This window comes from Mesorhizobium terrae (genome assembly GCF_008727715.1).
GTDB lineage: Bacteria > Pseudomonadota > Alphaproteobacteria > Rhizobiales > Rhizobiaceae > Mesorhizobium > Mesorhizobium terrae.
The window spans coordinates 3,597,354-3,609,651 of the sequence record NZ_CP044218.1 but is presented as its reverse complement, the minus strand read 5'-3'; the positions used below and the strand labels follow the sequence as shown (position 1 = coordinate 3,609,651).

12 protein-coding genes are annotated in these 12,298 nt (G+C 64.5%); 6 read left to right on the top strand and 6 right to left on the bottom strand.

Annotated elements, in window-relative coordinates; all coding sequences use genetic code 11:
- Positions 1-12: 12 nt before the first annotated feature.
- Positions 13-402, bottom strand: coding sequence for a cupin domain-containing protein (locus FZF13_RS18595; RefSeq protein ID WP_024923459.1), 390 nt, complete (start codon positions 400-402; stop codon positions 13-15).
- Positions 403-557: 155 nt separating this feature from the next.
- On the opposite strand from FZF13_RS18595, the gene FZF13_RS18590 reads away from it, so the two are divergent.
- Positions 558-1,802: a BtaA family protein gene (locus FZF13_RS18590; RefSeq protein WP_024923460.1), complete on the top strand. Its 1,245-nt coding sequence runs from the start codon at positions 558-560 to the stop codon at positions 1,800-1,802.
- Positions 1,802-2,461: a class I SAM-dependent methyltransferase gene (locus FZF13_RS18585; RefSeq protein ID WP_024923461.1), complete on the top strand. Its 660-nt coding sequence runs from the start codon at positions 1,802-1,804 to the stop codon at positions 2,459-2,461. Before FZF13_RS18590 ends, FZF13_RS18585 begins: the two co-directional genes overlap by 1 nt.
- A 36-nt stretch (positions 2,462-2,497) precedes the next feature.
- On the opposite strand, the gene FZF13_RS18580 is transcribed toward FZF13_RS18585, so the two are convergent.
- Positions 2,498-3,880 carry a serine hydrolase domain-containing protein gene (locus FZF13_RS18580; RefSeq protein ID WP_024923462.1) on the bottom strand — a complete coding sequence of 461 codons (1,383 nt, stop codon included), beginning with the start codon at positions 3,878-3,880 and terminating at the stop codon, positions 2,498-2,500.
- Positions 3,881-4,173: 293 nt separating this feature from the next.
- Between FZF13_RS18580 and FZF13_RS18575 the strand changes: the two genes are divergently transcribed.
- Both FZF13_RS18575 and FZF13_RS18570 read left to right on the top strand, forming a co-directional pair.
- A complete protein-coding gene (locus FZF13_RS18575) occupies positions 4,174-4,983 on the top strand; it encodes a glycoside hydrolase family 25 protein (protein ID WP_024923463.1) in 810 nt (269 codons plus the stop codon).
- Between the two features lie 82 nt (positions 4,984-5,065).
- Complete coding sequence (locus tag FZF13_RS18570; RefSeq protein ID WP_024923464.1) at positions 5,066-6,340, top strand: lytic murein transglycosylase; 1,275 nt, start codon at positions 5,066-5,068, stop codon at positions 6,338-6,340.
- Here the strand turns inward: FZF13_RS18570 and FZF13_RS18565 are convergent, their stop codons facing one another.
- Together FZF13_RS18565 and FZF13_RS18560 are read right to left on the bottom strand one after the other, a co-directional pair.
- Positions 6,341-6,688 (bottom strand): MliC family protein, encoded by a 348-nt coding sequence (locus tag FZF13_RS18565; protein WP_036254254.1) that lies wholly within the window; start codon positions 6,686-6,688, stop codon positions 6,341-6,343. It lies immediately after the preceding gene.
- Positions 6,689-6,720: 32 nt separating this feature from the next.
- Positions 6,721-7,941 (bottom strand): alanine racemase, encoded by a 1,221-nt coding sequence (locus tag FZF13_RS18560; RefSeq protein WP_024923466.1) that lies wholly within the window; start codon positions 7,939-7,941, stop codon positions 6,721-6,723.
- 204 nt (positions 7,942-8,145) lie between these two features.
- On the opposite strand from FZF13_RS18560, the gene FZF13_RS18555 reads away from it, so the two are divergent.
- Both FZF13_RS18555 and FZF13_RS18550 read left to right on the top strand, forming a co-directional pair.
- On the top strand, positions 8,146-9,066 hold the full coding sequence (locus FZF13_RS18555) for a DMT family transporter (protein WP_024923467.1): 921 nt from the start codon (positions 8,146-8,148) through the stop codon (positions 9,064-9,066).
- A gap of 416 nt (positions 9,067-9,482) precedes the next feature.
- Positions 9,483-10,091 carry a YdeI/OmpD-associated family protein gene (locus FZF13_RS18550; protein ID WP_024923468.1) on the top strand — a complete coding sequence of 203 codons (609 nt, stop codon included), beginning with the start codon at positions 9,483-9,485 and terminating at the stop codon, positions 10,089-10,091.
- Positions 10,092-10,331: 240 nt separating this feature from the next.
- Here the strand turns inward: FZF13_RS18550 and metF are convergent, their stop codons facing one another.
- Positions 10,332-11,291 carry a methylenetetrahydrofolate reductase [NAD(P)H] gene (gene metF, locus FZF13_RS18545; protein ID WP_024923469.1) on the bottom strand — a complete coding sequence of 320 codons (960 nt, stop codon included), beginning with the start codon at positions 11,289-11,291 and terminating at the stop codon, positions 10,332-10,334.
- Positions 11,291-12,298, bottom strand: a complete 1,008-nt coding sequence (locus FZF13_RS18540; protein ID WP_024923470.1) for an ArsR/SmtB family transcription factor — start codon at positions 12,296-12,298, stop codon at positions 11,291-11,293. Before FZF13_RS18540 ends, metF begins: the two co-directional genes overlap by 1 nt.

The following is a 12,298-nucleotide window of genomic DNA, read 5'->3' as shown; positions in this document are numbered from 1 at the left end:
AGCGCGTCGTCCCTAGTCCAGGTTGGTCTGGATCCACTTCGGCGACAGGTGGATGTCGAGCGTCTGCAGCCGCCCCGGCCCCAGATTGATGAAGCGGTGCGGCAGGGCGGCCGGTCCGAGCACGACGTCGCCGGCCTCCGCGTCGATCACCTCGTCGCCGACGAAAAAGCGCGCGCGGCCCTGCTGGACCACGAAGATTTCGTCATAGGGGTGGATGTGCAGCACCGGCCCCGTGCCGGGCTCATCGTTGCCATAGGTCAATATTGTGACCTCGGTCGGCAAGGTCTCGCCATTGACAGACCCGCGATAAGGACCCGGCAGCGCGGCGTCGAAAAGCCGGGCCTTCGCCGGTGAACGACCGTCCGGAACGACGGTCGTGGGGTCGAAATCGCGTCGAGTCATAAAAGTCTCCGATCTATGCCCCCGAAAAATGGACAAGCCGGCCGCCGAGCGCAAGCCGACTCCGCCGCGTCATGTGCCCGTCACCCCCGCGTCACCGCACTGTCATGCCGCTGCGCTACGCGCTTCGCCCAATGTAAACGGGGAATCGCCTTGCCATGTCGGACGTTTCTGCGGAACTGGTTTTCAGGCGCGGCAAGGAAGTGGGAAAGGCGGTCTACCAGAACCGCGCCCTCTCCAAGGCGGGCATTTCCGAGCGCCTGTTCGCGCTGCTGTTTTCCGGTCTCGTCTACCCGCAGATCTGGGAAGACCCCGATATCGACATCGAGGCGATGCAGCTCGGCGAAGGCCACCGCGTCGTCACCATCGCCTCGGGCGGCTGCAACATCCTGGCCTATCTCACGCGCTCGCCGGCGAAAATCGACGCCGTCGACCTCAACGCGGCCCATATCGCGCTGAACCGCATGAAGCTCACCGCCGTGCGTGATCTGCCGACGCAGGCCGATTTGTTCCGCTTCTTCGGCGCGGCCGGCGCCGAGCACAATTCCGCCGCCTATGACCGTTTCATCGCGCCCAATCTCGATCCGGTCAGCCGCCACTATTGGGAAAAGCGCAATTGGCGCGGTCGCCGCCGCATCGAGGTGTTCAATCGCAATTTCTACCGCACCGGCCTGCTCGGCCTGTTCATCGCCACCGGCCATCGCGCCGGCCGCCTGTTCGGCGTCGATCCGTCCGGCATCATGGCTGCCACCGATCTCGCCGAGCAGCGCCGCTTCTTCGACGAGAAGCTGGCGCCGGTCTTCGACAACAAGCTTTTGCGCTGGGCAACCTCGCGCAAGGCCTCGCTGTTCGGCCTGGGCATCCCGCCGGCGCAATACGATTCCCTCATCACCTCCGGCGATGGCTCGATGGCCTCGGTGCTGAAGGCGCGCCTCGAAAAGCTCGCTTGCGATTTCCCGCTGAAGGACAATTATTTCGCCTGGCAGGCTTTCGCGCGCCGCTATCCCAATCCGGGCGAGGCAGCCCTGCCAGCCTATCTGGAAAAGGAAAACCACGCGACGCTGAAGGCCAATGTCGACCGCGTCGGCATCCACCATGCCAACATGATCGAATTCCTGGCCGGCAAGGACGCCGGCACGGTCGACCGCTTCATCCTGCTCGACGCGCAGGACTGGATGACCGACGAGCAGCTCAACGCGCTGTGGACCGAGATCACCCGCGCCGCCTCGCCCGGCGCGCGCGTCATCTTCCGCACCGCCGCCGAGCCCAGCCTGCTGCCGGGCCGTGTCTCCGCCTCCCTGCTCGACCAGTGGCACTACGAGGACGAAGCCTCGCGCGACTATTCCGCCCGCGACCGCTCGGCGATCTATGGCGGCTTCCACCTCTACGTGAAGCGCGGCTGATGAGCACGCAGGAGCTTCCCGCCAATCATGCCGAACTGATGGACGGCGTCTATCGCTGGCAGCGCCACATCTATGACCTGACCCGCAAATATTATCTGCTCGGCCGCGACCGGCTGATCGCCGGTCTCGACGTGCCGGCCGGCGGCAGTGTGCTGGAACTCGGTTGCGGCACCGGCCGCAACCTTGTGCTGACCGCCCGACACTATCCTGACGCCCGTCTCTATGGCCTCGACATCTCAGCCGAGATGCTGGACAGCGCGCAGGCCGCGATCGTTCGCGACGGTATCGCCGGCCGCGCTGTTTTGGCCCGCGCGGATGCCACCGACTTCGATCCCCAGGCGCTGTTCGGCGTCGCGCATTTCGACCGCGTCTTCGTGTCCTATTCGCTGTCGATGATCCCCAGTTGGGAAAAGACCGTGGCCGCCGGGCTTGCCGCGCTGGCACCCGGCGGATCGCTGCATGTCGTCGATTTCGGCCAGCAGGAAAAGCTGCCCGGCTGGTTCCGCTCGCTGCTTCAGGCGTGGCTGCGGAAATTCCACGTCAGTCCGCGTGAATCGCTGCACGAAGTGCTTGAATCGGAATCCGCCAAAGCCGGCGCAAGCCTTTCATTCGAAAGACTTTATCGCGGCTACGCATGGCTGGCGATAGCCCGACGCTGACCCCTTTTTCCCTCGCGGGAGAAGGAAACAGCGCCCTTACTTCAGCACCTTTGCCAGCGCCGCCGTCAGGTTCTGCGGCCGGTAGCCGAGCTTGAACGGCGTCAGCCCCAGCCGCACGACGACCAGCTTCTGCGACGGCACGACCGCGACGGTCTGTCCGTCATGCCCTTCGAGCCAATAGGTGTCCGCCGGCACGCCGGCCCGGGCGGTAGCGCCGGGGTCGTTCTCGTTGCCGGGCGCCTCGATCCACAATTGGCCTCGCGTATAGACATTCTTGGAGGCTGGCGCCGGCTCGCGCATCCACGATACGAAGCCGTCGGGGAGGATCTGCTGGCCGTTCCAGGCGCCGTCCTGCAACAGGAACTGGCCGAAGCGTGCCCAGTCACGCGCCGTGGCGTAAAGATAGGACGAGCCGACGAAGGTTCCGTGCTGGTCTGTCTCCAGCACCGCGCTGTTCATGCCGATCGGCTGGAACAGCTTCTGGCGCGGCCATGCCAGCGCCTGCTTCGGGTCGGCGAAGGTGTTTTGCCAGATGCGCGACAGCATCACCGCCGTGCCGCTCGAATAGGAATAGACCTTGCCGGGCTCTCCCGTCAGCGGCTTGTTGGAGGCGAAATCGGCCATGTTGCCTTGCTGGTAGAGCATGCGTGTCACGTCGGTGACCGCGCCATAGTCTTCGTTGAACTCCAGCCCGCTCGACATTGCCATCATGTCGGCCAGCGTGACCGCGGCACGCTTGTCGGCCTTCCAGTCGGCGAACAGGCCCTGGTCGGTGATGGCAAGCTTGCCTTCCTTGACCAGCGTGCCGACGATCGCGGCGTTGACCGATTTGGTCATCGACCAGCCGAGCAGCGGCGTGTTTTCGGAGAAACCGGCACCGTAGCGCTCGCCGAGGATGCGGCCGTTCTGGGCCACCACGACGGCGCGCATGCCCGGACCGGTCAGACCCGCATCGTCAAGGATTTTCGCAATCTCCGGGTTTTGCGAGGGCTCGACACGGCCGCCTTCCGGCCACAGCGCGTCGGCCACCGTCGGCGGCGTGACGATATCGGTGCTGATTGCCTTGGCTGCAGCCACATTGCCGTCGGGCACGTCGGTGCAGCCGAGCCCCGGACGCAGCACCGCCGTCCCCTTGCCGAAGATACCAAGCAGGCCGGCGCTGACCGTGCCGCCGCTCTTGTCGACATTCAGCATCATCAGCTTGAGGATCGGATGACCCGGCGCCTGCACGTCCACCGCCAGAACCTGCCCGGCATCGCGCCCGGCCAGGAAGACGTTCGAGCAGACGATCTTGGCCGTGTAGTTGGCGGCGACCCGGATCAAGACCGGCGGCGCGATCCACAGCCAGACCGCCCCGCCGATAACGGCGACGACGATCAGCCAGAGCAGCCATTTGAAAATCTTGCCGATGACACGCATGCCCTGCCTCCCAACAGTCGGTGCCGCAATCTGCCGCGATTGGCACCAAGATCGCAACAGCGGATGTCGCCGCGCTAATTTCCCTTAGGGAAAGCAGGCTTGTCAGGCTTAACTCCCTCCCCTGCGATGGGACCGCGACCCATTGCACTTCGCCTGGCATCAACCGATTATCAACCATGTTGGGCGATGACAGAGGGATGTGTTGCGGCCAGGTGGGCACGCCGCAACCGGCTAAGGACCGGCAGAACGACCCATCCGCAACCGGCGGCCTCCGGTCTGGACCTGAATATCGGATGCGCCGTCTCGCGATCGCCTTTTCCCTGCTGGCGCTTTCCGCCTGTTCTACGGTCGACACGCTTAGCCCGGTGGCGTCCGGCTCGGGCTCCAGTTCCGGCGCCGGCTCCGTGGTCGTGCGGGCACCCCGCTTCGCCGATTCCAACCCGCATGAATGGGACAGTGGCGCGCCCTGGAACTATGCCGTCCACGGCACCGACGTGTCCAAATACCAGACATCCGTCGACTGGCCGAAGGCGAGAGCCAACGGCGTTTCCTTCGCCTTTATCAAGGCGACGGAGGGCGGCGACCGCGTCGACGACATGTTCGCAGAGCATTGGCGCAGCACGAAAGCAGCGGGTGTTCCCCGCGCGGCCTACCATTTCTACTATTTCTGCCGCCCGGCGGCCGAACAAGCGCGCTGGTTCATCGAGAACGTGCCGAACGAGCGCTCCTCGATGCCGCCCGTGCTCGACATGGAATGGAACCCGCAATCGCCGACCTGCAAGCTGCGTCCGCCTGCCGAGACGGTGCGTTCGGAGATGACCATCTTCCTGCAGATGGTCGAGAAGCACTACGGCAAGAAGCCGATCATCTACACCTCCGTCGACTTCTTCGACGACAACAACCTGTCGACCTTCCGCGGCTATCCCTACTGGCTGCGCTCGGTCGCCGGCCATCCCACCAAGAAATACGGAAGCCACCCCTTCACCTTCTGGCAATACACCGGAACCGGGGTCATTCCAGGCATGAAGGGCGATGCCGACATCAACGTTTTCAACGGTACCGAGGCCGCCTGGAACAAGTGGCTGCGTCAGAACACCCGTTGACAGGGCGGCCCTCGCCTGCTTTTCGACACTGACCGCGCAGGCCATTTGCGCCGCGCCACGTAATCAGTCCGAAAGGAAGACCATGCGACTGCGCTCCCAGCTCATTGCTGCGCTGCTGCCGGTATTGGTGGCAGCTCCCGCCATGGCGCAGGAATCCGCGCCCACGCAACAGCAGGTTACCCCCGCTGCCGGCGTCCAGCCCGATGCCGGCGCCGGCGCACAGTTTGACCCGACTGCAGCACCTTGCGGCGGCGACTTCGATGCCTGGAAGCAGGGCATCACCGAGGAGGCCAAGGCCGCCGGCGTCGGCGCCGCCGGCCTCGAGGCGCTCGAGGATTCGCGCATCGACACCCGCGTCCTGGCGCGCGACCGCTCGCAAGGCGTGTTCTCGCAGACCTTCACCCAGTTCTCCGGCCGCATGATCTCGGCCTACCGGCTGAAGCAAGGCGCCGCGATGATGCAGAAATACGGCTCGGTCTTCGCCCGCGCCCAGCAGGAATTCGGCGTGCAGCCGGCCATCGTCACCGCATTCTGGGCGCTGGAGACCGATTTCGGCGCCGTCCAGGGCGATTTCGGCACGCTGAACGCGCTGGTCACGCTGTCGCATGACTGCCGCCGCCCGGCCACCTTCCGTCGCCAGATCGTGCCGCTGCTCAAGCTGATCGACCGCGGCGACCTGCCCGCCGACGTCAAGGGCGCCTGGGCCGGTGAGATCGGCCAGACCCAGATGCTGCCGATCGACTATCTGGAAGACAGCGTCGATGGCGACGGCGACGGCAAGGTCGACCTGCGCAACAGCGCGCCCGACGTCATCATGACCACCGCCAAGAAGCTCGAGATCAAGGGCTGGAAGCGCGATCAACCCTGGGTGCAGGAAGTGCGCGTGCCCGACACCTTGCCCTGGGAACAGACGGCGCGCACCAACAAGATGCTGATCAGCCAGTGGAACGCATGGGGCCTCACCAATCCCGACGGCTCGCCGCTCAAGGACAACGGACTGAAGGCCGGCCTGGCGTTACCGATGGGCCGCAAGGGCCCCGCCTTCCTGACCTACGAGAACTTCGACGTTTATATCGAGTGGAACCAGTCCTTCACCTATGCGCTGACCGCCGCCGTTCTGGCGACCCGCTTTGCCGGCGCCCCGGCCTATGACCCGCGCGATCCCGAGCCCGGCCTCAGCATGGACCAGATGAAGGAGCTGCAGAACAAACTGGAAGCCAAGGGCTACGACGTCGGCAAGGTCGACGGCATCCTCGGCACCAACACGCGCGATGCCGTGCGCAAGGAGCAGATCAGGCTCGGCATTCCAGCCGACGGCTGGCCGACGCCGGACCTGCTCGCGAAGCTCTCGTCGTAGCTATTTGGCTTCGGTGCAGGTCACCGGTTTCTGCGGGTTCTGCATCAGGTCGGTGAAGGTCGCTTCCTTGCCCTTGGTCCACCACTCGTATTGCTGCCCGACATAGCGCGCGCCGGAACCGCTGATCACCGAAACGGTGACGACGGTGGTCTTGCCGAGATCCAGCACGGCGAACTGGTTGGCGCTGGTGTTGATGTAGGTGACCGTCATTTTGCGCCCGGGGCAGGTGTAGGTCGCTTTTGTGGTCTGAGGTTTTTCCTTCCCCGGCAGCTTGATCGCCACGGTCGTCGCCGATGCGACGACAGTCATCGCCAGCAGCGAGCCTGCGAGAAATGCAATGCCTTTCACGGTCGATCTCCCAATAGGTTGAACCCTCGAACTCAATCCGCCATCGTCTCCAGACTGGCGAAGCCCTGCGGCGCCTCGCCCTCGTCGAAGGGCGTCGTCACTTCCACGAAGGTGTCTGGATAAAAGCCGTTGAAGCGGGTGCGCAGCGACAGCGAATAGGCGCCGATATGGCCGATCTCGATCCAGTCGCCGGTATCCACCGTTTCCGGCAGCCAGAACGGCCGCGACAGGATGTCGACGGAATCGCAGGTCGCCCCGCACACCTTGAACGGCACGATGTTCTTTTCCGAGCCGTTGCGCGAGCGGATCGCGGGATCGGGGATGAAACGCGCCGGCAGCGTGATCTTGCCGGTCCACGAATCCGACAGTGACGCCCAGATGCCGTCATTGATGTAGAGCCGCCTGCCCTTGCGCAGCAACACACGCACGATCAGCGACAGGCAGCGCGCCACGATCACCCGGCCGGGTTCGGCCACCAGCGGCATCTGGTCAAAACCGTATTCCTTGAGATCGCCGGACAGCCTGGACATGATCTGGCCGAGCGACGGCATTTCGACATGCTTGCGGTTCGGGTCGTGGCCATATTCGGCCGGGAAGCCGCCGCCGACATCGAGCCCGGCGAGATCGAAGGAGAGCCGGTTGCGCACCCAGTCGGCCGAGGCGAGTGCCCGCTCATAGGTGTCGGGGTCCTCGATCTGGCTGCCGACATGGAAGCACAGCCCGACCTTGTAGCCGGTGCGCGCCAGCCGCTCCGCCAGTTCCACCGCGTTGGCCGGCCCGGCGCCGAACTTCTTCGACAGCTCATAGGCGGCGTGGCCCTTGGTCTGGACACGGACAAAGACGGTGATCGCACCGGGGTCGATGTCGAGCGCGCGCACCACCCGCGTCAGCTTGGTGATCTCGTCCTCATGGTCGACGGCGATGACGCGGATGCCGTATTTCTCCAGCGCCAGCTTGATGTCCGACTGCGCCTTGATCGGGTGCATGTAGAGCATTTCCGCATCCGGCGAGATGGCGCGCACGGCGGCGAATTCACCTGGAGACGCCACGTCGAAGGCGGTAACGCCTGCCTCGGCCAGCGCTTTCAGCACGATCTGCTCGCCATTGGTCTTGACCGCATAGGCGGTCTTGCCCGGAAACATCTGCATGAATTGCCGGGCATCGTCCTTCAGCACCTGAGGGCGGAAGCAATAGATCGGATCGTCGGGGCGGAGCGCGAGGGCTGCCTCGCGGGCGTTTTCGAATCGCTGCATGGGGCGAATCCCTGTTCTCGGTGCGTAATTATTTCACGCTAGCCGGGAAAGAAAACACTTCCATGTCTGTTCGCTTCATTACTGATCCAGCAAAAGGAATTGGCAGGAATAAAGCCGCCGACGGCAGGATTCGGGTGGCCGCGAGCCTAAGAGCGGCTAATCTTGCCCGACAGCAACGCGCTGCACGGGAGGGAACCGCCAGCCATGAGCACCGCAACGACACAGACCGTTTCCACCGGGCCGATGAGCGCGAGGGACTGGGGCCAGCTTCTGCTGCTCGGCGCCATCTGGGGCGGCTCGTTCTTTTTCGCCCGCATCGCGGTAGCGGAAATGCACCCGCTGGTGCTGGTGTTGTTTCGCGTGGCGATCGCGGCGGCCGCACTGCATGTCTTCCTCCTCCTGCGCGGCCCCTCCTTCCAGCTGGCGCTGCCCCATGCCGGCCTGTTCTTCCTGCTGGCGCTCACCAACAACGTCATCCCCTTCGCGCTGATCTTCGCCGGCCAGACCCAGCTCGGCGCAGGTATAGCCTCGGTGCTCAACGCGACGACGCCGTTCTGGACGTTGATCGTCGCCAATGCGATGACCACCGACGAGAAACTGTCCGTGAACAAGCTCGCCGGCATCGGCCTCGGCATCGCCGGCACCGCCGTCATGGTCGGCCCGGGCGTACTGGCGGGCCTTGGCGGACCGGTCTGGCCGAAATTCGCGCTGATCGGTGCCTCGCTCTCCTATGCCTTCGCACTGATGGTGGCGCGGCGGCTGAAGAGCGTACCGCCGCCGGTGTTGGCGACTGGCCAGTTGACCGCCTCCACCATCATCATGATCCCGGTTGCGCTGCTTGCCGTCGGACCGGGCGGCTTGTTCGTGGCGAGCACGCCGGTGTGGACTGCTGTGTTCGGCCTGGCATTGTTGTCCACCGCCTTCGCCTACATCCTTTATTTCAACCTGGTCGCCTCCGCCGGAGCTACCAACGCGTCGCTGGTGACGCTGATCGTGCCGGTCAGCGCCATCCTGCTTGGCATCGCTTTCCTGGGCGAGCGCATCGAGCTGCTCGAGCTTATCGGGATGGTGCTGATCGGGCTTGGCCTGGTCACCATAGACGGGCGTCTTTTCGCCCGTCGCTGACACCTTTCAGACACAATTTATGCACAGCCGGCTCACCGCTGTTTCGCCAAGGAATTCAAGGCATAGGGGCAAGAGACAGGTCGAATTTTCTAAAGGCTTGTCGCATTGCAGCACATTTTCTTCTTGTGTGTTGCCTGATTGCCTCTAGACTCTGGCCATAGTTTTCCAAGAGGAGGCTATGTCATGGGACTAACGAGGCCACTCAACGCATTGATGATTTGTGCTGCGTTTGCATTCATTGGCGCCCTCATTGTGGGCGTTCTTCCATAAAGCCGCGAAAGCGGGGGAAAGCAGCACCTGATAGTTCAAATCATTGAAAAGGCCGGGGAAACCCGGCCTTTTTCCATTCTGGGACTTTGTAGGAACTCCTGCCCCGCTTATAGTACCGGCGACCCCGGGGGGTAGGAAGACGAGCGATGCGGATCGACGAACCCAGCACCCGCGACGATTTCCCGATGCTTGCCGTCGCCTCCAGCGCGGAGTGGCGCGCTTGGCTGGAAACCAATGGGCGCACCGCCCGAGGCGTGAGCCTCCTCATCCGTCACAAGACCAGCGAGGCGCCGGGCATCCACTTCCATCAGGCGATCGAGGATGCGCTCTGCTACGGCTGGGCCGACGGCCGGGCTTCGCGGCGCGACACCGACAGTTTCCACCTCACCTTTTCGCCGCGTCCGGTCGACGGCGTCTGGGACAGGATCAGCCGCGAACGCGCCGAAAGCCTGATCGACAGGGGCCTGATGCGGGAGCCCGGCCTTGCCGCCATACGCCTGGCCAGAAGCGCCGGCAACTGGGAGACAGCGGCCGGCGCCTTCCCGGCCAGCCTGCCGGTCGATCTGCGGCAGGAGTTCGACAAGAACCGCGCCGCCTACCGCAATTTCGAACGGCTGCCGACACCGTCCAGGCGGCTAATCCTCGACTGGATCAGCCGGGCCGGGCAGCAGCAGACGCGACAGCGCCGCATCGAGCAGGCAGTCGCGATGGCGGAGGGTGTGGCTGGAAACACTGGCACATCCGCCTCCTCCTGAACGACCACGCCGACACCGTCGTCATCCCGGAAGCCGAAGCGCAGCGAAGGCTATCCGGGACCCATTGGCCGCATCGTCGTCGAGAGCGGCCCGGTCCTCGCTTAGTCTGCCCGCACTTCCGCACTGGTGCCGTGCACTCCGCCGATGTCACGGCGAAATTTGAACCCGGCCGCGCTGCTCAATAGGTTCTCGGTCGGCGCTCGGCTCCGCCTCGCTTGCCCGGAATGACGCGCGTGTAACTCAGGCGGCGGCCGGTCCCGCCTTGGCAACCGTTGCCGTGTGGCTTGCCGGCACCGCAGCTTCCGCAGCCGGCTGGTGCGCGCGGATGCCGATCATGTGGCAGATGGCGAAGACGAGGTCGGCGCGGTTCATCGTGTAGAAATGGAAGTCGCCGACGCCACGCTCGACAAGATCGAGCACCTGCTCGGCCGCTACGGCGGAAGCGACCAGCGCATGGGTCTGCGGGTCGTTGTCCAGCCCTTCGAAACGCTCGGCCAGCCAGGCTGGCACATGGGCGCCGGCGCGCGTGGCGAAGTTCGCCACCTGCCGGAAACTGTGCACCGGCTGAATGCCCGGCACGATCGGGATGTAGATACCGGCGCGGCGCACACGCTCGACGTAACGTTCGTAGAGATCGTTGTCGAAGAAGAACTGGGTGATCGCCCGCTTGGCGCCATTGTCCACCTTGCGCTTCAGCATTTCGATGTCGGTGGCGAAGTCTGGGCTCTCCGGATGCTTTTCCGGATAAGCGGCGACCGAAATGTCGAAATCGGCGATCCCCTTCAGGCCCGCCACCAGTTCGGCGCCGTTCTGATAGCCGCCGGGATGCGGCGTATAGGCCTGGCCAACGCCGGAGGCCGGATCGCCGCGCAGCGCGACGAAACGCTTGATGCCGGTGGCGGAAAAATCGCGGATCACCGCGTCCACCTCCTCGCGCGTCGCACCGACGCAGGTGAGATGCGCCGCCGCCGGAACGCCGGTTTCGGTGAGGATACGACGCACCGTGCGTGCCGTGCGTTCGCGTGTCGAGCCGCCGGCGCCATAGGTGACGGAGACGAAGTTCGGCCTCAGCGGTTCCAGCCGCTTGACCGTCTCCCACAGCCTGGCTTCCATCTCGTCGGTCTTCGGCGGGAAGAACTCGAACGAAACCCGGATCTTGTCGCCGATGTCGGGGCGGCGGGAAAGGCGGAACTGGTTCATCAGGCGATTTCCCGCACGGATTGGGTTTCGGGGATGGGATCGGCGATCAGCAGGCGCCGGTCGCGACCGAGCCACAATTTGACGGTGAGCTTGGCGTCGGAGCCGCCGCGCGGTTCGAAATCCTGGCTCTCCTCAAGATCGAGACCGGCTTCGGTGAACCATTCGGCGATCTGCCGGTCTGAGAAGCCGAGGCGCTGATGCGCATGCTCGTCGCGCAGGAACTCCAGCGCGTGCGCGGCGAAATCGACGATGATCAACCGCCCGGACGGGCGCAGCAGCCGCGCCGCGGCGCGAATGGCGGCCGCCGGATCGTCAAGATAATGCAGCACCTGATGGATGGTGATCAGGTCGAAAGAATCGCGTTCCACCGGTGGCGAAAGGATATCGCCTTGGCGCACCTGCGCATGCGCCACGCCGGCCTTGTCGAGATTGGCGCGGGCCACCGCCAGCATCTCACGCGACATATCGATGCCGACGCCACGCCGGTAGAGCGGCGCGAAAATTTCGAGCAGGCGGCCGGTGCCGGTGCCGAGATCGAGCATCGACTGGAACGGCCGCTTGCCGACCAGTTTGAGCAAAGCCGCCTCGACCGCGCGCTCCGGCACGTGCAGCGAACGGATTTCGTCCCAGCTCGCGGCGTTGGTGGAGAAATATTCGGCAGCGCGGTCCTGGCGCTTGCGTTTGACCGTCGCCAGCCGCTCAAGATCGCGCTCGCCTTGCGGATCGTCGGCGCGGATGCCGCCAATCAGCCTGAGCACGAAGTCGCGTGCATTGTCGAGGTCGGAGAGGCGGAAGAAGGCCCAGGACCCTTCCTGGTAACGACCGATCAACCCGGCATCGAGCAGCAATTTGAGATGGCGCGAGACACGCGGTTGCGACTGACCAAGGATTTCGGTGAGGTCGGAAACCGTGAGGTCGCCGCGCGCCAAAAGCGCCAGAATGCGCAACCGGCTGGATTCGGCCGCCGCCTTCAATGTATCTACCATCGTGTCGAGTGCGACATGCAT